Origin of the sequence: Rhizobium anhuiense, assembly GCF_003985145.1 — a bacterium.
Taxonomy (GTDB): domain Bacteria; phylum Pseudomonadota; class Alphaproteobacteria; order Rhizobiales; family Rhizobiaceae; genus Rhizobium; species Rhizobium anhuiense.
The window spans coordinates 626,917-646,996 of sequence record NZ_ML133521.1; the positions used below are offsets into that span (position 1 = coordinate 626,917).

At 58.4% G+C, this 20,080-nt stretch carries 22 protein-coding genes; 6 read left to right on the forward strand and 16 right to left on the reverse strand.

Features of this window, described 5'->3' with window-relative positions:
* Window positions 1-2 precede the first annotated feature (2 nt).
* Complete coding sequence (locus EEQ99_RS03100; RefSeq protein ID WP_097596374.1) at window positions 3-641, reverse strand: hypothetical protein; 639 nt, start codon at window positions 639-641, stop codon at window positions 3-5.
* Between the two features lie 291 nt (window positions 642-932).
* Here EEQ99_RS03100 and EEQ99_RS03110 point away from each other — a divergent pair, with 291 nt between their 5' ends.
* Complete coding sequence (locus tag EEQ99_RS03110; protein ID WP_097623389.1) at window positions 933-1,133, forward strand: hypothetical protein; 201 nt, start codon at window positions 933-935, stop codon at window positions 1,131-1,133.
* 276 nt (window positions 1,134-1,409) lie between these two features.
* Here EEQ99_RS03110 and EEQ99_RS03115 read toward each other — a convergent pair whose 3' ends face one another.
* From EEQ99_RS03115 to ku (EEQ99_RS03125), 3 genes are read right to left on the reverse strand one after another with little or no spacing between them, the layout of a single operon-like run.
* Entirely contained in the window at window positions 1,410-1,673 is a 264-nt protein-coding gene (locus EEQ99_RS03115) for a hypothetical protein (RefSeq protein WP_097596361.1), read from the reverse strand.
* Window positions 1,674-1,677: 4 nt separating this feature from the next.
* Window positions 1,678-2,490, reverse strand: a complete 813-nt coding sequence (ku, locus tag EEQ99_RS03120; protein WP_097623390.1) for a non-homologous end joining protein Ku — start codon at window positions 2,488-2,490, stop codon at window positions 1,678-1,680.
* Window positions 2,491-2,502: 12 nt separating this feature from the next.
* Window positions 2,503-3,411, reverse strand: coding sequence for a non-homologous end joining protein Ku (gene ku, locus EEQ99_RS03125; RefSeq protein ID WP_097544231.1), 909 nt, complete (start codon window positions 3,409-3,411; stop codon window positions 2,503-2,505).
* A 335-nt stretch (window positions 3,412-3,746) separates the two neighbouring features.
* Here ku (EEQ99_RS03125) and EEQ99_RS03130 point away from each other — a divergent pair, with 335 nt between their 5' ends.
* Together EEQ99_RS03130 and EEQ99_RS03135 are read left to right on the forward strand one after the other, a co-directional pair.
* The gene (locus tag EEQ99_RS03130) at window positions 3,747-3,929 is read left to right on the forward strand and encodes a DUF3606 domain-containing protein (protein WP_097596433.1); all 183 of its coding nucleotides are present in this window, start codon (window positions 3,747-3,749) and stop codon (window positions 3,927-3,929) included.
* 148 nt (window positions 3,930-4,077) lie between these two features.
* Window positions 4,078-4,314 (forward strand): hypothetical protein, encoded by a 237-nt coding sequence (locus EEQ99_RS03135; RefSeq protein WP_097544233.1) that lies wholly within the window; start codon window positions 4,078-4,080, stop codon window positions 4,312-4,314.
* Window positions 4,315-4,572: 258 nt separating this feature from the next.
* Here EEQ99_RS03135 and EEQ99_RS03140 read toward each other — a convergent pair whose 3' ends face one another.
* The 3 genes from EEQ99_RS03140 to EEQ99_RS03150 form a co-directional block, all read right to left on the reverse strand.
* Window positions 4,573-4,845, reverse strand: coding sequence for a BON domain-containing protein (locus EEQ99_RS03140; protein WP_097544234.1), 273 nt, complete (start codon window positions 4,843-4,845; stop codon window positions 4,573-4,575).
* Window positions 4,846-5,161: 316 nt separating this feature from the next.
* Window positions 5,162-5,314: a diguanylate cyclase domain-containing protein gene (locus EEQ99_RS35455; protein WP_312862844.1), complete on the reverse strand. Its 153-nt coding sequence runs from the start codon at window positions 5,312-5,314 to the stop codon at window positions 5,162-5,164.
* 122 nt (window positions 5,315-5,436) lie between these two features.
* Window positions 5,437-5,703, reverse strand: a complete 267-nt coding sequence (locus tag EEQ99_RS03150; protein WP_097596434.1) for a DUF982 domain-containing protein — start codon at window positions 5,701-5,703, stop codon at window positions 5,437-5,439.
* A 1,297-nt stretch (window positions 5,704-7,000) separates the two neighbouring features.
* On the opposite strand from EEQ99_RS03150, the gene EEQ99_RS03160 reads away from it, so the two are divergent.
* A complete protein-coding gene (locus tag EEQ99_RS03160) occupies window positions 7,001-7,195 on the forward strand; it encodes a hypothetical protein (protein WP_003577126.1) in 195 nt (64 codons plus the stop codon).
* Window positions 7,196-7,916: 721 nt separating this feature from the next.
* On the forward strand, window positions 7,917-9,752 hold the full coding sequence (locus tag EEQ99_RS03165) for a methyl-accepting chemotaxis protein (RefSeq protein ID WP_097596435.1): 1,836 nt from the start codon (window positions 7,917-7,919) through the stop codon (window positions 9,750-9,752).
* Window positions 9,753-10,246: 494 nt separating this feature from the next.
* Here the strand turns inward: EEQ99_RS03165 and EEQ99_RS03175 are convergent, their stop codons facing one another.
* Together EEQ99_RS03175 and EEQ99_RS03180 are read right to left on the reverse strand one after the other, a co-directional pair.
* Window positions 10,247-10,756 carry an Hsp20/alpha crystallin family protein gene (locus tag EEQ99_RS03175; RefSeq protein WP_028756365.1) on the reverse strand — a complete coding sequence of 170 codons (510 nt, stop codon included), beginning with the start codon at window positions 10,754-10,756 and terminating at the stop codon, window positions 10,247-10,249.
* A 93-nt stretch (window positions 10,757-10,849) separates the two neighbouring features.
* The gene (locus tag EEQ99_RS03180; protein ID WP_028756366.1) at window positions 10,850-11,323 is read right to left on the reverse strand and encodes an Hsp20 family protein; all 474 of its coding nucleotides are present in this window, start codon (window positions 11,321-11,323) and stop codon (window positions 10,850-10,852) included.
* A gap of 217 nt (window positions 11,324-11,540) precedes the next feature.
* Between EEQ99_RS03180 and EEQ99_RS03185 the strand changes: the two genes are divergently transcribed.
* Entirely contained in the window at window positions 11,541-11,765 is a 225-nt protein-coding gene (locus EEQ99_RS03185; RefSeq protein ID WP_028756281.1) for a hypothetical protein, read from the forward strand.
* A 40-nt stretch (window positions 11,766-11,805) separates the two neighbouring features.
* Here EEQ99_RS03185 and EEQ99_RS03190 read toward each other — a convergent pair whose 3' ends face one another.
* The 7 genes from EEQ99_RS03190 to EEQ99_RS03220 all read right to left on the reverse strand — a co-directional run bounded on the left by EEQ99_RS03190 (window position 11,806) and on the right by EEQ99_RS03220 (window position 20,022).
* Window positions 11,806-14,010, reverse strand: coding sequence for an amylo-alpha-1,6-glucosidase (locus tag EEQ99_RS03190; RefSeq protein ID WP_028757339.1), 2,205 nt, complete (start codon window positions 14,008-14,010; stop codon window positions 11,806-11,808).
* A 16-nt stretch (window positions 14,011-14,026) separates the two neighbouring features.
* The gene (locus tag EEQ99_RS03195; protein WP_028756279.1) at window positions 14,027-15,121 is read right to left on the reverse strand and encodes a glycosyltransferase family 4 protein; all 1,095 of its coding nucleotides are present in this window, start codon (window positions 15,119-15,121) and stop codon (window positions 14,027-14,029) included.
* Window positions 15,122-15,208: 87 nt separating this feature from the next.
* Entirely contained in the window at window positions 15,209-15,628 is a 420-nt protein-coding gene (locus tag EEQ99_RS03200) for a hypothetical protein (protein ID WP_028756278.1), read from the reverse strand.
* Between the two features lie 50 nt (window positions 15,629-15,678).
* Window positions 15,679-15,924 (reverse strand): hypothetical protein, encoded by a 246-nt coding sequence (locus EEQ99_RS03205; protein WP_028756277.1) that lies wholly within the window; start codon window positions 15,922-15,924, stop codon window positions 15,679-15,681.
* Between the two features lie 54 nt (window positions 15,925-15,978).
* Window positions 15,979-17,607, reverse strand: coding sequence for a chaperonin GroEL (groL, locus tag EEQ99_RS03210; RefSeq protein ID WP_028756276.1), 1,629 nt, complete (start codon window positions 17,605-17,607; stop codon window positions 15,979-15,981).
* A 57-nt stretch (window positions 17,608-17,664) separates the two neighbouring features.
* On the reverse strand, window positions 17,665-17,979 hold the full coding sequence (gene groES / locus EEQ99_RS03215; protein ID WP_028757336.1) for a co-chaperone GroES: 315 nt from the start codon (window positions 17,977-17,979) through the stop codon (window positions 17,665-17,667).
* Window positions 17,980-18,810: 831 nt separating this feature from the next.
* The gene (locus EEQ99_RS03220) at window positions 18,811-20,022 is read right to left on the reverse strand and encodes an MFS transporter (protein ID WP_127430013.1); all 1,212 of its coding nucleotides are present in this window, start codon (window positions 20,020-20,022) and stop codon (window positions 18,811-18,813) included.
* Between the last annotated feature and the right edge of the window lie 58 nt (window positions 20,023-20,080).

A 20,080-nucleotide genomic window follows, 5' to 3' on the forward strand; every position in this document is an offset into this window, starting at 1 on the left:
TCCTACCGAAGGAGACCGTCGCTCCCGAATTCGTCCCATCCGCTCAAGCCGATCGCGGCTTCATCGGCTCGTTCGTTCTGTTTGGCTTTTTCCTTTTTCTTCAGCGAACGCGTCAGCTTCGCCTGATACGCGGCCCGCCTGCGATTTTCCGCTTTCGCCGCTGCGTCGTCCTCTCGCCATTCATCCACTGCGCCACGGTCGAGCAGATCTTCGACGACTCGGGGGTCGAATACGTGAAAGGTGATCTTCCTTGCGCGCCCTTGCAGCCTCACCGTTCGCGTTCCGGCGCTGGGCAGGCGACCGTCTTCGAGCCAGCGCTTCCGCTCTGATGCCGTGATCGTCAGGATATCCTCGATCTCACGAGGGATGATCGGAAGGTCTGCGATGCCGTCCAGTGCGCAGGAAACGGCCGATGCCGTCGCCCTGAATGCTGTCTTCGCAGTCTCTGGCATGACGAGGATGAGCGTGCCTGCCTGCATATCGAGCGACTTCCGCACCGGGGATGGTAGTCGCGAGCGGATTTCCTGCAGAATTCCCTTCACCCTGACACCAGATCCGAGGGTCGCCACCACGGGAAGTAGCCACTCCCTGATCAGCTCGGGATCGTCGGTTTCCTTGCTTTTCGTCTTCGTCTTGGGCATGTCGAAGCAAATGGTGTCCAAGGGGTCAAGCGTCAACGGAACTCGGGAGGATTTCCCACGTTCTCGCAGCGAGGAGGACCCCATGTCTGTGCCAAACGAACCCATCGTGCCGCCGCCATCGCCACCGCCCGTCGACACGCCACCGCGCGATCCTGACCGGATACCCGGCGAGGAACCGCTTCCCGATCCCGAGCCCGACGAGGGCGCTTCTCCAAGAACACGCGCTTCCGTACATCGCCCGACGTGGGACCTTCTTTGCAGAGGCATTCGTCTTCAGCCGGAGAACGGGCAATGACCAAGGACTGGCGCGACGACCTGAGCCTGAAGCTCGAAGATTTCGTCGACACGTTCGTGGTTAAAGGCGCAAAGGCAACGGAGGTCTACGATGCCATACAGAACGAACTTGACCGCCTGAGGGTCGCGTACGACCGGGACCCGGATCCCGCAGACGACCAATCGGACGACGTTGTCGAGGAACCGTCAAACGACTAGCCGGCTTCCCAGGCCTGACCCACGCGCGGGAAGACGGCCGGCAATCCTTCGGGAAATTTTCTAGTTGAGACTTGTTGCGGACACACTTCAGGTAGAACTCTCCCACAGGCCTTGCTGATGCGCGCTGAATTCGCTGCTCGCAACGCCGCATCGCTGAAATGCTTTTGATCGCGGATGTACTGGCACTGGTCAGAAGGCGATGATGGGTCGGTGCGGTTTCTACCCGGCCTTTTTTGTTGCCTGAGAGGCCGGGGGGGGGGGGGTCCTCAGGGCGGATCAGTGCCACGTATCCAACGACGGCTCGTCGTCCTCGAAGTTTCCATTGCTGGCAGCATCGTACGAGTTGATGCTGCGGCCGCCGCCACGCGTGCCATATGCCGTCAACTGAACCATGACCTCTTTCGCACGCTCAATGGCCTCGTCTTCGCTTGCAGCGTGACCGTCTGCGACCTTGATCGACACCACTTCACCGTCGTCGCCGACGAAATCTATCCGCCAGCCCGTCCTCTCGTGTGCAACCTTGGTTTCCAGCAAGTGCATGTGACTACCCGGCCTTCCTGCCTTTGAGATCGGCCTCGACGCTCTTCCGGAGCGCATCCATGATACTGACCACATTCGACTTCGGTGCGGATTCGGCCGCTTTCCCCGTCGCCGTTTTTTTCGGTTTCAACGCCTTTTTCTTCTCGTCGATGAGCTTCAGCAGGCTGGTCTGGATGGGATCGCTGACCATGTCCGGCGACCAGCGCGCGGTCTTCTGCTTGATGAGCTTCTGGACGAGCGGAATGAGATCCGGATCTGCGTGCTCGTCGATTTGCTCGAAGTAATTCTCCTCCGGTCGAACCTCGTCGCCGAAACGCAGCGTCCAGAGCACGATTCCTTCGCCGCGCGGTTCCAGGACGACCGCCCGCTCTCGGCGGCCTATCACGAGCTTCGACACACCGAAAACCTTGTCGGCCTTCATGGCATCCCTGATCACCGCAAATGCCTCGTTGCCGACGGCGTCGCCCGGCATCAGGTAATGCGGCTTCTCAAGGTAGATCCACTCGATGCTGTCGGCCGGGACGAACTTGTCGATGTCGATCGTCTTCACCGTGTCGAGCGCAACGGCATCCAGATCGTCCTCGGTGAGGATAACGTAGTCGTTCTCTCCGCGAGCGTAGCCCTTGGCTTCGTTCTCGTCCTTGACGGGCTTGCCCGTGACGGAATCGATGTATCGGGAGACGATGCGGTTGCCCGTCTCCTTGTTAAGTGTATGGAAGCGAACCTTCTCGCTTTCGCTCGTGGCCGGGGTCATGGCCACGGGGCAGGTGACCAGGGAGAGTTTGAGATAGCCTTTCCAGTAATATTTCGGAGCCATCGTCTAATCTCCCTAGCTGGCTTTGCGCTGCGGGGCAGCCTTTGAAGCGGCGGACTTCGCTGCCGCCCCGCGCGCGGCGCGCTGCCTCCCAGTGCCGGTGTTGGCGTTGGCGGCAGTGCGTTTCGGTTTGTCCGCAGCGGCCTTCATGATGCCTGCGCTCTCGCGCAGCGCGGCCAGCAGATCGTTGGGCTTCGAGACCTGCACCTTCTTCGGCTTTGGAAGCGACTTGCCTTCCAGCTTCGCCTTCACCAGATCGGCGAGGGCGGCTTCGTAGCGGTCGTCGAAGGTCGCCGGATCGAACTCGCCCTTCTTGGTGCTGATGATGTGCTTGGCGAGCTCGAGCATCTCGCCCTGTATCTTGAGCTTGGGCATCTCCTCGAAAGCCTTCTCGGAGGAACGAACCTCGTAGTCGTAGTTGAGCGTGCTGGCGATTAGGCCCTTGCCGTGCGGCCGTATCAGCACCGTGCGCATTCGACGGAATAGGACGGTGCGGGCGATGGCTGCGACCATCGACTTCTTCATCGCATCGCGGAGAGCCGCGAACGCGTCTCCGCCCATCTTGTCGGGCGTGAGGTAGTACGGTTTGTCGAAATAGACGTCGTCGACGTCGGAGCAGGGGATGAACGCCTCGATCTCGAGCGTCTTGTTGCTCTCAGGAATCGCGGCGGAAACTTCCTCAGGATCGATGATGATGTACTGGCCGTTCTCGATCTCGAAGCCCTTGGTCTGGGCTTCCTTCGGCACCGGATCCTCGGTCTGGCTGTCTATGAAGATGCGGTTGACGCGGTTGCCCGTGGCCTTGTTGATGGTGTTGAAGGTGATGCGCTCGCTAGTCGAGGCTGCCGTGTAGAGAGCGACGCCGCAGCTTACCTCGCCGAACTTCAGAAAGCCTTTCCACTGCGCACGCTGTCCTGACGGCATGACAAATACTCCGAATCATTAATACGCGACTCAAAGACGTGTTAGGGTGATTCGTTCCGACTCAAAACGAATCATTTTTCAATACTTTACGGAAATTCTCTCTCAAATTGATTCCGCCGTCACCGCTGGCCGAATTGCGCCCGACAGTAGTGGAAAGGTGGAGATTTGTTCAGTTCGAGCGCCACGGTAACCACCTTCCTCCCAGCACAATGGCGGGCACCGCTTAGGGAATTCCGCAGCCGCTTCAAGCGCAGCATCGCCATCCACTGTCTCCCGGGAACCACCGGAATCCTTGTGAGTTTGTACTGCGAACGTTCATTCGAAGGAGAAGCCCGATGGCACAGACACCGACATCCCGCGGCCGCGCACAGGATCGAGCTCGCGTGGCCGGCGGTCAGGATCACGAGGTCAAGTACGAAGCAACGAAGGAAGGCGTCTCGAAAGATGCTGTCAAGAAGGCCGTGAAGAGCGCTGGAAACGCACGGAAGAAGGTCGAGGCCGAGATTGGTCGCCGTTAGACGGCCAAGCGGTGTTGCCCTATCCATGGACGAGGCAGGTTCCCGTGAAGTCCTGTCTTTGTTAGTCTGAATGATGGCGACCCCGCTGTGGTCGGAACGAAGCAGTCATAGCCGCGCACGCCTGCCGCCGCCATGTCTGGGGTAACGCATGTCCAAGTGCTTACAGGAAGACCACCTGCTGATGTCGAAGGCCGTCCGTGAATGGTATCGGTACTACGAGGTGGAGTGGGACGATCAAGCGTCCTCCTTTTTGTGTGATGCCGCCATCGAACTCTACAACGAGGGCTGTCGCTCTTTAGAGGAGATGGCGACCGTTCTGATCGGCACTTACGTCGGGCTGGCCGCCACGCGCGTAAACGCGCCATCTTCGAGCTCAGTGCATTGACAGGCCAAATCAGATCGGGCTGCACTCGGCGAATTCGCACTGCATGTGATCCGAGCGCGTCTTCTTCCAGCCGTAGACATATTCTCCTGGTCGATTGCGGTCGCGCGCATGTTTCGTCGCACCGCTTAAACGAAGCGCTGGCGGCAAAAATCGCCGCGCTGCTCACGCGTCTTCCTGTTGAGTATTGCCAACGTCCGGGCTATCACCTGCCTGCTGACCGGGCCTCACCCGACCTTTGTCCTGATCCGATTGATGCCATTACTGGGCGGGAAACCGGCTCAGCATCCGGTCCTGGACGTTCTCCTCGCCGACGATCATCGCCGCAAGCGAGATGGCTTTATCACGGTCCGCAACGTTTGTTATGTAGCCTTCGAGCAGGACCACAGGGCCGAGCATCCTGATCTCGATCGCACTGCTGTCGATATCCTGAGCGGCGGAAAGGGTCGCTTTGATCGTCGCCATGGTCGAGGCCGAACTATGGCCCTGGGAGCAGCACTCTTGGTGGCTGGCATTGTCGGAACCGAACTTCATATCGTCCTCCTGGTCGTTGCCCTCCACGAACCGTCATATTACCTCAGAACCTAATATGAGAAGCGGGCTATGGAGTCGCCAGTCCGACTTAGGTCCGTCTTCCCCTCGGCGCGATCCAGCTTAGATTTTCCTCATCCTTGTTAAAAGGACACCAGGGAGGTTTTAGCAATGTTGCCGTTCCCAGTCAGAACCTCCCTGGTGAAGCTTTGTCGATCCATGTCGGGCGTCGCATAAAAAGCGAAGATTCGCCCTGTGAAAACCTGCCTGGATGCCATTCAGGACAATATTCCCCCGAAGACCGTCTGCATGATCTCATTCATGCGCTGGGCCACGAGCGAGATGAGCTTGTCCCCGTCGGGTGCCCGAAAGTATCGTTGACCGCTTTGACTCGATCGAGGTCTATGAACAGTACGCAGTGGCTCTGGCCTTGGGAGCCGCCGCAAGCCGGACGGCGAGTTCGGTGCTGAATGAGCTCGGTTTGAAAGACCGGTCAGAGGATCGCGCGAGGCGAGATGCTGGAGCTCCTCACGAGTTGAGGCAAGCCGTGCTGAACGTCTCACCCTCACCAACCACCGCTTCTTTTACTCGTTGTCATCGCTGAACGACGGTCAGCGCAGCGATACCTGCCTCATCGGCCGCACGCAAGAACGCGTCCCAAAATTGCTCCGGAGCGATCTCACCGCTGATCGCATCGACGCAAGCCTTCACCGCAGTGACATATTCTTCGCCGTCATCGGAAGGCCAGTCCCTGAGCAGCATATATGCCGCGTCGCCGAGGGTGCGAACGATCCTGTGAGCTGGCTGACCGCGCAGAGCCAGCCCGACGGGTGTGAATGCAGACGTTGCGTCCCAGTTCATTGTCGTCGACCTCAGGTCAGACATCGCTATTCGCGGGATAATATACGCGTGTATTCCAAAATCGTAATTGACGATTGGTTACCCGGAGTGACCGGGTGTGAAGGTATGCCGCTGGAAAGGATTGGGCGCTCTACGATTTCGTATCGGAGCGCGCTGAGCAGCATCGGCTATTGTTGCGATAGATGACGACAGCGGCAGGGCATCGAGGTCACTCGCCCAAGGTTTTGAAACTCTGTGAGCAAGGGATGTCGAGGGTAAAGATGAGGCCGATCGATATCATTTCGACGGCCTCCAAAATTCGGATTAGTTTAACGCATCGGCGATTGCCAGAATAAGAAGAGCCGGTTCAAGTTGAACGTGGCCGACCGAGGAGTGCCCAAGCTCGACGTAACTTCTGAAGGCGGGAGGAAATCCGCTGTGGAGGAGGGGCCGATATTCCATTGCGAAAATCAGCTAAGGCTTGAGCCTCCAGCCTCGTTCTCTCGCTTGACCATTGCTGGTCAACTATTGGCTTGCCGGTCTGGTGGTCTATGACCGACCACCTTCCGTTCTCGAGTGCTTGTATCTGGTAGCGCTGCATTCTCAAGCCATAGATTTAGATGTGCCTACATCAGCCTGAAATCTCATTGAAATCAACTGGAACGGAACGCTGCTTCACACATACTTCGGTTAGATGGTGAACCCCCGGTTACCCGAGGGCAAGCGGCAACTTCCATATGGCGTCGAACTATCGACCTTACTACATTGTAGCGGCAATGTTCCCATCGGATATATCGCTTGTTATACGGTGATCAGGTACTTCTGAAGCCCTCAGGGATATCGCGTCTGTCCGGAAGCTACCTGGGAGCGAAATCGGACTCTTTGATCCCGCCAACCTAGCACCTGCGCTCAGGGGCGATCCGCAATATCGCCAGTAAAGCCGTCGGCGGGCCGCCCTCGACTATGGGTATCGGACGAACGTACATCATTTGTTACTTCGCACATGCGGTAATTGTCATACGATTCAAAACGCAAAAAAATAACAAAAATCAGTTGCTTACTCGAAGTTTCTCGACTACGTTTTTTACAGAAAAATTCCGAAATAACCGGCCTCGCCGGCGATACTCAGCGGTCGTTTGATCTCGCTTGAGAAGGATCATGACGTTGTTTGTCCGACTTCGTTTCTTCGCAATGATGCAGCGAGCGCGTGATCTCGTCTCGATCCGATACGGACCTACGACGGCAATCTGACGCGTCGGAAACCCTTTGTCCCACTTTTGTAAGATGGTGCTCCGGTGTGGTGCGCCCGAGGTTTGTTATGCAAAAGCAAGCTGTCGTATTCAACGGTCAGGAAGTCGGGATCGCGGTCCCAGTCGAAAACCGCCTCAAATTCATCGCTGTCCGCTTCAATGTCATTGACCTGGACAACAGGCTCTTCGACACGGTTACCGAAATCCGGCGCGCCATTACAGAGCATCTCGCGTCCAGCGGTCGTGCGATAACCTCGCACTGAATGGCAGAAGATATTCTTCTACGTCATGCGGCGTCCGTCATGGGAGGCCGACATGAACGCAATCCCATCTGCTTCACAACGCTACCCACCCAGGGCTGCAGGGCAATCGGACGCCGGCCAGCTGCGTCTGCCGCCATGCGATAGGCACTTTCGACGTCACGGCACTGTAGCGATTTCGCGTGTCGTTGATCCCACGTTCAATTCGATTGGCGACATTGAAATTTCGCCCGATCGCCCCGCCTCGTATGACGCTCCCGTGGGGATGTAAAATGATGCCATGAAGCCGGCACCGAGATCGAATGTTGGCCCGCAAAAGAGGACCGCGAAGAAACGTTCGTGCCTAAGCTTGAGCCTCGGCCGGCCGACCTGTCTTCGATTTGTCGAACGTGATGCGCTGCCACTCGCATCCTTGGAATTCTAGCCGGTCCATACCGAGCCGACTGCCTCCTGCGCCTGCCGCCGGTCAGACGAAGCGGAACCAGCACAGCGACGCGAATGCTCCCGTCGGCGCCAGGTTGGCATTGTCACGATTCGCAATTGGCGCTGGATGCAACCCCCTGATGGTACGCGCGGACGGCTTTGCTATGTGTCGTTTGTAAGCAACGAGAATAATCAGGCCCACGGCGACCGAAGTAAATAAAGTTAATTCTAAATTAGCCAATCGGGCGAATTCTCGCAGCTACGTGACCCGCGCGGTCGTCCTCAGGAGCTGGAGATCCGAATGAAGCGCCCGAATGTCAAGCAGGCCCTTGTTGCGGTTTTATCCGTCATTTGTGCCTTCCTCGTTGTCCTGTCCTACAGTTCCCTCAGCACGATCTCGACCTTGAACGACAACACCCAGCAAATTGGTGGCTTCTGGATGAAACGCCTGGTTACCGCGAGGGATATCAAGGGGAATTTCTCCGATTTGAAGCTTGCTTACGCGCGCTATCTGTTGGAGTCTTCACCAGAAAATCAAGCCGTTGAAGCTAAACTGGTCGACGACGCCAAGTCCGCTGTCCAGACCGCGATCGATGAATATGTGAAAGGCGTGCGTACCGAGCGGGGCCGGGAACTGATCACTCAGGTCAACTCGGAACTCAAGAAGTACGGCGAGCTTGCTGAGCATATGGCTAAATTACAGGACGGCGGAAAGGGCGCCGAGGCGGTCAGCTTTTTCCGCGAGAGTATGGAGCCGCAATCCGATCTGGTCGGCCAGAAGATTTCTGATCTCGTGGCCTTCATCTTGAGCCAGACCGAGACCTATGTGGCGGCAAGCGAGGGCGCCGCACGCACGGCATTCGTAATCACAGCAATAATTGCAACTCTTGCCGTTCTGGTCGCTTTAGCCGGCACGATATTCGCCGTGCTCGGCGTCGCGAGCCCGATCCGCCGCATCGCCTCAGCCATGAAGATCTTGTCCGACGGGGATCTGCAAAGCGAGATCCCTTATGCCGGCCGCGCCGACGAGATTGGCGCAATGGCAGCAGCGGTCGAAGTGTTCCGACAGAACGCCATACATGTCCTCCGCCTGGAACAGGAAGCGTCGGCATCGCGAAGCCAGTCGGAGGCCGCACGTGCAGCTGCACAGGAGCGCGCCGAGCATGAGGCGCAACAATTACGGTTTGCGACGACCACTCTAGGTGACGGACTGAGACGTCTTGCAGGCGGCGATGTCTCTTTCCAGCTGGCGGAGCCCTTCGCTGAGGAATACGAGCAACTGCGGGAAGATTTCAACACGTCCCTCAAGCAACTCGGGACGGCAATCGGTGCTGTCCTGCAAACGGTGCACAGCATCGACAATGGAACGCGCGAAATCGCGTCCGGTGCGCAAGATCTTTCCAAGCGTACGGAGCAGCAGGCCGCGTCTTTGGAAGAGACGGCGGCAGCTCTCGATGAGATTACCACCAACGTTGCCACCGCGTCCAAACGAACCGACGAGGCCCGCAATGTCGCGCAGGAGGCTAATGTCAGTGCGGAACGTTCCGCTGCCGTCGTGTCTCAAGCCGAACAGGCTATGAGGCGCATTGAGGACAGCTCGGAGCAAATCTCCAATATCATCGGCGTGATCGACGAAATCGCTTTCCAGACAAACCTTCTGGCGCTGAATGCAGGCGTCGAGGCAGCCCGCGCCGGAGAAGCCGGTAAAGGCTTTGCCGTTGTCGCACAGGAGGTACGCGAACTCGCCCAGCGCGCAGCGACGGCGGCGAAGGAAATCAAGGGACTCATCGAAAAGTCATCAGTCGAAGTCGGCACGGGTGTGAAATTAGTCCTCGAAACGGGCCAGTCGCTTAAGTCTATCGGCGACCAAGTCTCTCAGATCAATCAGCTGATGGCAGCCATCGCAACGTCGGCGCGAGAGCAGTCCACGGGGCTCGCCGAAATCAACACCGCCGTCAATCAAATGGATCAGTCCACCCAGCAGAACGCGGCGATGGTCGAGCAATCGACCGCAGCGGCGGCGTCTTTGTCGAGTGAGGCGAGCAGACTGCGTGAACTCGTCAACCAATTTCATCTCGACAGCGCCGCCGGCCATGTGGCCGCGTTGAGAAGTAATGTCAGGATCAGGGCGGCATGATAATGGCCCGGCCGTTTCGTCGAGCGGCGGTTGCTGAGACTGTCCTCGCGCAGATCTTGGCCTCTTTTCGACTGCAACCTCTCCAAGATCCGACGTGGAGGCCTCATTCGCCTCCATGCCGCTCGGCACAGCGGATGGCGGATTCGAGCGTGGGGAATGGGTGAGCGTGTCGGCACTTCCCGTATAGCCCATCAAAGGTTCGCTGAATGGCGCGCTGCGGCGGTCGAAAACAAGCCGCCAGCCCTTTCGGCTGTTCGGTCCCTAATGTCGTCACCGAGCGCGACGGTTTGAAAATCCTCGCAACGGTATTTTCGGGAAACAATGAGTGCGAGAAACAGGATAGCTCCACCGGTTGTCGCTTAAGACGCGCAAGCCGGAAGCCGTCGCTGTTCTCTCGTTATCTGTGTGTCTGCCAGTCTCCATCACTTGTCCTCCGCAGGGTGGCAAAGGATGCGCGGCGGGTGCAGATGGCCGCCGCCGCGCGTTCGTCTCGATCAACTCTTGATGGCGATGCGCTTGACCTGCGACTGCGCCTCCTCGGTCTTCGGCAAGGTGATCGTCAGTATTCCGTTCTTGAAGGTGGCGTCGACCTGGTCTTCCTTGACCTTGACACCGAACGGGATGCGGCGCTCGAAGCGGCCGTAGTAGCGCTCGGAAAACCGGCGATCCTTATCCTCGCTCTCGGAGTGCTTTTCGCCCTTCAGCGTCAGCACGCCATCATTGAGCAGGACCTCGATGTCCTTCTCCTCAAGACCGGGGACTTCGGCCGTCACCTTGATCTCCTTGTCGGTGTCGGAGATCTCGACGCTTGGCCATCCACCCCCGAGGGCGGAGGCGTTGCCGAAGGACGGCAGGCCGGAGCCAAAGCCGCGGAAGACATCATCGAACAGACGGTTCACCTCACGATGAAGCGACAGGAAGGGATCACGGTCGTCATCGCGCAAGAGACTTGAAACCTGGTTGCCATTGTTGCGGCCCCAGGGAATCAGATCACGAACACTCATGTTTCTTCTCCTTTCTGTTGGTTCGCTTGGCGAAACTTTGCTGCCGGCGCCGGACCAGGCCCGGCGCCTTGCTTGCGGTCTGCTGGGGAAGGCTTAAGCCGCCTGCTGCTTGCCCTCGATCTGCTTGGTCTCGGCCTTCGGCATCTGGCCGGTTCGGATCTCGATCTGGCGCGGCTTCATCTCTTCAGGGATTTCGCGCTTGAGATCGACGGTCAGCAGACCGTTGACGAAACCCGCACTCACGACCCTGACATGGTCGGCTAGTTCGAAGCGACGCTGGAACGAGCCGCTGGCGATGCCGCGGTGCAGATATTGGAGGTCATCGTCGCTCGCCTTCTGTCCCGAGACGATGAGCATGTTCTGCTCTTGAGTCATCGCCAGCTCGTCCTGTGAGAAGCCCGCCAGTGCCATGACAATGCGGTAATCATTCTCGCCAGCTTTGACGATATCGTAAGGCGGCCAACTGTCGCTCGTCTCGGCGCGGCTTGCAGCCTCGAGCGCGTTGAACATCCGGTCGAAGCCTATGCTCGATCGGAACAGGGGTGAGAAATCGAGGTTTGTCCTCATAGCCATATCCTCCTTATAAGCAACATGGATACAAGGAGACGCCAAGAGCAACGGCGTCTCCTGGACCTGTGTCAATCCCCATTGGGCAATCGACTAATATCGATATAATTCAGTGTCTTAGAATTTCAAGGGGAGTGGAATTTCTCGGTGGAAAAAATTGAAAATTTTCCGAGGCGCCACCATATCTGGGCCGAGCGGGAGAGAGGAGAAAGTTGCTATGATAATGACCGCAGACGACGTCATCGCCGTGCTTGGGCCTGCCGACGAAACGCTGGTGGCTGAAGTCATCGCGACAGGTGCGACCAAGACTGAACTTGCCGAGGCATTTGCGTGGGCCAACAACGACGAAGCCTTGATGGGCGAAGGTCGCCGTCTGCCGACAGGCAGGGTTGCCGCGCTCGTTGATCTGCTTTCCGCCGAGGAGGAAGAGCAGGATAGATGACATCACTGGCCGCTGCTCCGGGCGCGATCGACGCAACCGGTCATGCCGTCGCGAGCACGCGGATGTTGCCCTTGCGATCGATCACGTCCACAACGACATTGAGTCCGGAACGTCGAATGGCGATGTCTGCCGAACCATTGCCGATTAACAGGTGTCGCAACGTGACCTCATCGAGGAAGCTCGGAAGGCGCGGCTCGTTCAAGCTGATCTGCAAGGCGTTCGGATCGAACTCAAGACCGAGACACGACTGCAATAACGACAAAGGCGTTGCCGCCGCCCATGCCTGCGGCGAGCAGGCGACCGGATAGAAGGTCGGTCCCTGCGCGCGCCTGCGCGGCAGGCCGCAGAAAAGTTCGGGAAGCCGCCGCAATTCGATATAGGTCGAAGCGGCAAAGAGTCCCTCAAAGATCCGCGCGGCTTCCGCGCGATAGCCATAGCGAGCAAGCCCCCTGGCGATCAGGGCGTTGTCGTGCGGCCAGATCGAGCCGTTGTGATAGCTCATGGGATTGTAGAGCGCCTCTGTGGAGGCAATGGTGCGGATGCCCCAGCCACAGAAGGACGAGGCACTCATCAGAGTGAGGGTGAGCTGTCTGGCCCGTTCGGGATAGGCGATGCCGGTGAACAGGGCATGGCCGGCATTGGAGGAGCGGACCCTGCAGGGTCGCTTGTCGCCATCGAGCGCCAGCACGTAGGTGCCAAGTTCCTCGTCGAAGAAGCTCGTATCAAAGGTGCTACGCAGCCCCTCCGCACGCGCTAAGAAGCCGGCGGCCCGTTCCGGCCGGCCGAGGCGCTGAAAGATCTCGGCCGCCGCCTGCCACGCGCCATAGACGTAGGCCTGAACTTCGGCGATCGCGATCGGACCCTTGGCGAGCGTCCCGTCCGCGTGGAAAATGGAGTCGTGGCTGTCCTTCCATGCCTGGTTGACCAACCCTTCTTCCGTCTGTCGCCCATATTCGACGAAGCCGTCGCCGTCGCGATCGCCATGGTCATCAATCCATGTCAGTGCGGCTTCGATATGCGGCAGGAGACGGTCGATGGTCGCAAAATCACCGGTTCGCCCGAGATATTCACCGGCCAACATCACGAACAACGGCGTCGAATCGATGCTGCCGTAATAGCGGCGAAAAGGAACCTCGCCGAGCTCGGCCATTTCGCCACAGCGCACCTCGTGCAGGATCTTGCCGGGTTCCGCATCTGCGACTGGATCGATCTCCGTTGCCTGGTTGGTTGCCAAGTGGCCAAGAACTCCGCGTGCGATCTCCGGATCGAGCCAGAGCGTCTCCAGCGCCGTAATCAGAGCATCGCGCCCGAAGACTGTGCTGAACCAGGGAATCCCGGCGTAGGGATAGGGGCCTTCTGGCTTGTCGGTCATCAGCATGTAGAGATCGGAGATGCTGCGTTGGGCGACTTCGTTGAAGATTTCGTTCGACGTTGTGATCGAGGCGGCGCGCGACGAAGAGGCGCGCAGGGCTCTGCGCGAATCCCGCAGCGCAAGGAAGAACGAACGATGGCCGGGTTTTCGAGTCTCCTTCTGGTCACAGCCGATTTCTATGAACAGAGACCGGCTCTCGTGCGGCGCCAGCTGGAGATTATAAGTGACATGGCCGGTGGTGAGTTCGGTCGGCTTCGGATCGAAGGAAAGTTGCGTTGATCGATTTTGGTTGTCGAGGCCGATATAGGAGAGAAAGACACAATCCTGCTCAACGACAGGAGAAAGATGGCGCCCTCTTTTTGCCCTTACGGTTCCGCGAACTTCGAAGAGATCGGCGAAATCCGCTCCGAAAGTCATCTCGATACGAATGGGCCGCGGGCGGTCATCAAAATTCCTTATCGACAGTCGCTCGTAGCACTGAGCATTCCAGAGGAAGCGAGACCTGCGCAGGTGGATGACGTCGTGGCCGAGGACAAGCCGACCCTTGTCGTCGAAGAGGTCGGGATTGGTGAGGTCGCAGGTGAGCGTCGCGTTGTCATCGCGCAGTATCGACGACAGCAGCATTGGGGGCTTGCCGTTGATCGTCAGGCTGAGATGCGAGAGATATCGGGTATCGCGATGAAACAGGCCTTCCGGGCTGTCTGGTCCCGAAACTGCATCGCCATTGTGATCAAAGACGGCGAAAGTATCGCCGTGCTTTAGAGTGAGCGGCCGGCGCTCCTGCAGTGATGAGGTAGCCGGAATGAAAAATTTCTCGACCGTTGCCATCGGGCCGGACGATGCTGGCACTGGGCTGCTGTCTATAGAAGACATTGCTCCTCCTGAAATCTCAGACGACGAGCTGCAAGTCGAGCGGCTGCCCGTTCGACCGGCGAACTGGAGCGACTTTGGAACGGACGCCGGGTAGGCTACGGTAGAGGTCGAGGTAGTCGTACGCCATCCTTTCCGCGGTAAAGCGCTTCTCGAACGTGGCCCGCACCTTGTGGCGATCCATCCGAAGCGCCCATTCGACGTTCTCGGCCGCGTCGGTGACGCTGTCGACCAGAATTCCGGACACGCCGTTGTCGATCACCTCCGGCACCGAGCCGCAGCCGAAGGCGACGACCGGAGTGCCGCAGGCCATTGCCTCGATCATCACCAGTCCGAACGGCTCCGGCCAATCGATCGGGAAAAGCAAGGCTCCTGCATTTCCAAGGAAGGTTGCTTTCTGATGCTCATCGATCTCGCCGATGAACTCGACATTGGAATGACGTTTCATCATCGGCTCGATGACCGTTTCCCAGTAGGCCATGTCGGCATTGTCGATCTTGGCGGCGATCTTCAGCTGCATGCCGACTTTTGCCGCGATCTCTATTGCACGATCGGGTCGCTTTTCCGGCGAAATGCGGCCGAGAAACGCAAGGTAATCGCCCTTTGGCTTTTCCGTGAAAGGCAGCAGACCGGTGGGCAGACCGTGGTAAACCGTTCCCGCCCAATGGACCGGTGGCATAGGCCTACGTTGGTCATTGGAGATCGAAACGACCGGAACATCTGCGAAGGTCTGGTAGAAGGGCTTGAGATCCGGCAGATCCAGACGGCCGTGCAAGGTTGTCAGCGTGCGGTCGGCAAAATTTCGGATCAGCGGGAAATGCAACAGATCGATATGGAAATGCAGGACATCAAACTCATGCGCGCGGCAGCGAATTTCCTCCAGCATCACAATCTGATGCGGCAGTTGGTCCTTGACCGCCGGGTTAAGCCGCAGCGCAACGTCCGCGCAGGATACGAGCCGGGCGTCGGTGACGGAGTCGCCGCTGGCAAAAAGCGTGACGTCGTGGCCCTGCGAGACAAGTTCTTCGGTGAGATAGGATACAATCCGCTCCGTTCCCCCATAGAGCTTCGGCGGAACGCTTTCGGGGAGCGGCGCGATCTGAGCGATCTTCATCGGCAAAACCTCCTCAGTTGAGCAAAGAGTCGTCGGTAAAAATCTTCTCCGCGTCCGAAACAGGCACGCGGCGGTCAGGGGGAGCGGTTAGATCTCGAATGGTTGTCTGAGTCCTCGTTTCCAGTAGCTGCACAGACCGAAGCCGCCGGATCGGTGCGACAGCGATCTACGGCGGCGGCTTTGGCTGTCATTGACGGAAGCCGTCTGCTTTTGCGCTGATGTGTTTTGATCGTCACCATCGAGAGCCTTCAAGGTCGCAAGAACCTCATCATAGGAGACAATCCGTTCTGTCCCGGGATAGCGTCGCCAGGCTGGCATGGATTCGATTGCACATACGTCGGACGCCCAAGAGGCCAGAATAGCCCGCTTCTCGTCCTTGCTGATATTGTCCGCCAACAGCACGTGGCGGGGATGATCGAAATGCATGGCCGGGTGCAACAGATGCGCGGCGCTTATTGTTGCTGCGGCATGCTTGGCTGCAGAATTGCTATCAGTTTCCTTTCTCATGTTCTGACTCCACGGATATAGGACCAATGGACGTTGTCGACTCTCCCATGTCACGCGGCCTGGGTGGGTTGCTTTTCGAACAGTCCGCGCGCGGCCCGAACCATGGTCTTCAGGTGTTCGGGATTGCGAACGCCCTGCCGATAAAGCTCCACGACGATTGCCGCGATGCGTTCAGCTTCTTCAGAATTGCGAGGCAAGTCCGCCACAGTTCTGAGGTCATCGAAGACGTGTCGGCAGACTTCGAGGTCACGGGAATCAAGCGGCGCTTGCGACTTCTTGATGATCGTTTGAACCATTTGTTCCTCCATTGCTGGAGGCCCGCCCTTCAAGAGCAGGGCGGGCCGGCGGCCTTAGAAATCCATGCCGGCACCGGCGGGGATCGCCGGAGCGGCTTCCTTCTTGGGCTTTTCAGCGATCATAGCCTCCGTCGTCACCAGCAGGCCGGCAACCGAGGCTGCATCCTGAAGCGCGGTGCGAACGACCTTGGCCGGGTCGATGACGCCCTGCGCATAGAGATCGCCATAATCGCCAGTCTGAGCGTTCCAGCCGTAGGCGAACTCAGTCTTCTCACGCAGCTTGCCGACGATCACGGAGCCTTCCGCGCCGGCGTTTTCGGCGATCTGACGCACCGGGGCTTCGATTGCACGTCGCACGATTTCGATGCCGACGCGCTGGTCCTGGTTCGCGGTGGTGAGATTGTCGAGCGCCTTGACCGACCGCAGAAGGGCAACGCCACCGCCGGGCAGAATACCCTCTTCGACCGCTGCCCGGGTCGCATGCAGGGCGTCGTCGACCCGATCCTTCTTTTCCTTCACTTCGACCTCCGTCGAGCCGCCGACGCGGATGACGGCAACGCCACCGGCGAGCTTGGCAAGGCGTTCCTGGAGCTTCTCGCGGTCGTAGTCCGAAGTGGTCTCTTCGATCTGGGCGCGGATTTGCGCGACCCGGCCATCGATTTCCGTTTTCGAGCCGACGCCGTCGATGATGGTCGTGTTCTCCTTTTCGATCGACACCTTCTTGGCACGGCCGAGCATGTTCAGCGTCACGTTTTCAAGCTTGATGCCGAGGTCTTCGGAGATGACGGTGCCGCCGGTCAGGATGGCTATGTCTTCGAGCATGGCCTTGCGGCGGTCGCCGAAGCCAGGCGCCTTGACGGCAGCGATCTTCAGGCCGCCACGCAGCTTGTTGACGACGAGCGTTGCAAGAGCTTCGCCTTCGACGTCTTCAGCGATGATGAGGAGCGGCTTGCCGGACTGGACGACGGCTTCGAGAACCGGCAGCATCGACTGCAGGTTCGACAGCTTCTTCTCGTGGATGAGAATATAGGGATCTTCGAGCTCGACGCGCATCTTATCTTGGTTGGTCACAAAATAAGGGCTCAAATAGCCGCGGTCGAACTGCATACCTTCGACGACTTCGAGTTCGGTTTCGGCGGTCTTGGCTTCTTCAACGGTGATGACGCCCTCGTTGCCAACCTTTTCCATGGCCTCGGCAAGATACCGACCGATCTCTTCGTCGCCATTGGCCGATATCGTGCCGACCTGGGCGATTTCCGAATTGTTGGAGATCTTGCGCGCGTTGGTCTTCAGTTCCTTGACCACGGCGTCAACGGCCAGGTCGATGCCGCGCTTCAGGTCCATCGGGTTCATGCCCGACGCCACCGCCTTGGCGCCTTCCTTGACGATTGCCTGAGCAAGCACGGTTGCGGTCGTGGTGCCGTCGCCGGCGAGATCGTTGGTCTTCGATGCCACCTCGCGCAGCATCTGGGCGCCCATATTTTCGAACTTGTCTTCGAGTTCGACTTCCTTGGCGACCGAAACGCCGTCCTTGGTGATGCGCGGTGCGCCGAAGGACTTGTCGATCACAACGTTGCGGCCCTTCGGGCCGAGGGTCACCTTCACTGCGTTGGCAAGCACATCGACCCCACGCAGCATGCGTTCACGAGCATCGGTGTTAAATTTAACGTCTTTTGCAGCCATTTCTCTAACTCCTCTAATAGGCAGCTATTTGACTGATAGATTGGTGGGGTGGACGGCTCAGGCGGCCTGCTTCTGCTCTGCCGGGGCTTCGATGACGCCCATGACATCGCTTTCTTTCATGATCAACAGGTCCTCGCCGTTGATCTTGATCTCTGTGCCGGACCATTTGCCGAACAGGATGCGATCGCCAGCCTTGACGTCAAGCACCTGGATCTGGCCGGCATCGTTGCGCGCGCCGGGGCCGACGGCGATGACCTCGCCTTCCTGAGGTTTTTCCTTGGCGGTATCGGGAATGATGATTCCGCCTTTGGTTTTCTCTTCAGACTCAACCCGGCGGACAAGAATGCGATCATGAAGCGGTCGGAACGACATGTTTTCCCTCCGATGGACAAACAATGATGACGTTGTTCCCCCGCCCGGACCGGATGACTAGTCCGGGCGGGTGCAAAACCTCACTCGAGCGTTTTGCGCAAAATGATCTGGTTTGTCGGTTTTTTGATTTCAAGAGGTCAAAACAAAAAAATTAGCACTCTTCATCGCCGGCTGCTAACACACTGGAAAAACACAACAACAACGCCTCCGGTATTCAAAAATCGGTGATGACCGCAAAATTTACAGAACCCTGCAGGCTGTCGCGAAACCGAGATGAATCGGCATGATTGGCCTATGGCGACAGATCTTTTCGCTTCCCGGCGATAGAGCGGTCACGAGCCACGGCGTGGGGCATGTTGCGTCTGCTGACCGACAATACGAATAGTGTCGGCAAGCATTAGGATCGGGGAAGACGCCGATCAACGGCACCCCAAGCGTTCAGTGGAAGGTGGGCCCGCCAATTCGGCCCGAGAACACAGCTAAGATCAACGATTGACGAGCATTTTGACTGGTCGACAAGGCAAGATCAGAAGTGGCCATGCACCAGGTTAACACTGGGAGCTGATCCCCACCAAATATACGCAAAAATCGCCCCGCGGAGACGCGGGGCGCAATGGTGAGCGGACATGGAAAGGCGGACGTTAGCGAAAAATCGCAATCACATCCGCGCTCAAAACGCGACGCTCCAGAAAAAGTTCCAGCAGTGACTAAGTAATTTGAACTGAAATAAATTCCGCGCGACAGAGGGGCACGACCTGCCTTTGACGCTGGCTATGCTCGGATCGGCCGCAAATTGGCGCTCGACAGATCCACCTTTCGCTCGGCGACCGGTTAACGTTGGTTTGCGATGCTCCGCCAGGCTGGCCTCGCCAAATACGCTGTCAGGCCGATGGCGAGACAGCCTGCGGTACTGAACAAGATGATCTCAAACGTGGCGGAGGGTCCACCGGCACTTTGGGCGATCCATCCAAATACAGCCGAAGAGATCGCAACTCCGAAAAACACAAGGGTGTTGAGAAAGCCCAACAAAAGGCCTCGGTGCTTGGAAGGTGCAAGTTCCTGCGCTTCGGCCATAACCAGGGGATGGAGGTTGCCGATTGAATAAAGCAGGCAGATCAGAGCGACGGCGGCGACAATACTGGAGCCGGGTGAAACGGCCATGGCGAAAGCGGCGATCGTCCCCGCGACCATCCCAGCCGTCACGATGCTTCGCGGTGACACTTTGGATACGAGCGCGGGAATAGCAAAGGACGTCCCTATGCCGACGGCGCTCACGATCGTCAGCGCGAAACCTGAGACACGCTGATCCGCGGAGAACACCCCGGACAGGTAAGGGGTCGCCCAAGCATTGCGAAAAGTCCCTCCGAGCGACAGGGTTAGGCATATTGGCAAGAGGTAGACTAAGCCCGCTGGCCTGCTCTCAGTCGCCTCTTCCGATTGTCCTTCTTGTGGCGTTGGTGCCATTTGAAAGGCGACGCCAACCGCGCAAAGCGCCATCGCTGACGCTGCAACAAGCATCGCCCCGCGCCACCCGAGGACTTCAGAAAGCCAAACCATAGGCGACGCCGATAGAAGGGCGCCGATGGTGCCAACAGCGCTGACGGCGGTGATCTTTCTCCGCGCGGCCACCCCGTCGCCAAGACTTCCGAACTGATAGACCACTCCCATGAAGATCGGCGCGCATCCCGCGCCCAGGACCGCCTGACCGGCAACAAGCTGTCCGGCCGTTCGTGCCATGGCGACCAACGCGGCCCCCATGGCGCCGACGATCATTAAAACAGTCATAGGCGTTCCTGCGCCGAAGCGGTCGAAGGCTGAGCCCAGTGGCATCTGCAGCAGCCCGAACGAAATGAAGAAGGCCGACGCCGCGTATCCATAGCGGCTGGGGTCGAGATCGATGTCGGCAGCGACCATCGGACCGACCACGCCGAAATAGCTGCGAAAGAACATGCTCATCAGAAAGGCAAGAGCGAGGACGAAGAACTGCTTCCTGTTGTTGTGCATCAAGCGTCCGCCGTTTGCGAGATCCAGAAGCAATGTCAATCGGTGCGAATGGTTCCGAACCGACGACGCCAAGCGCCCCTAACTCTTGCAGATCGTT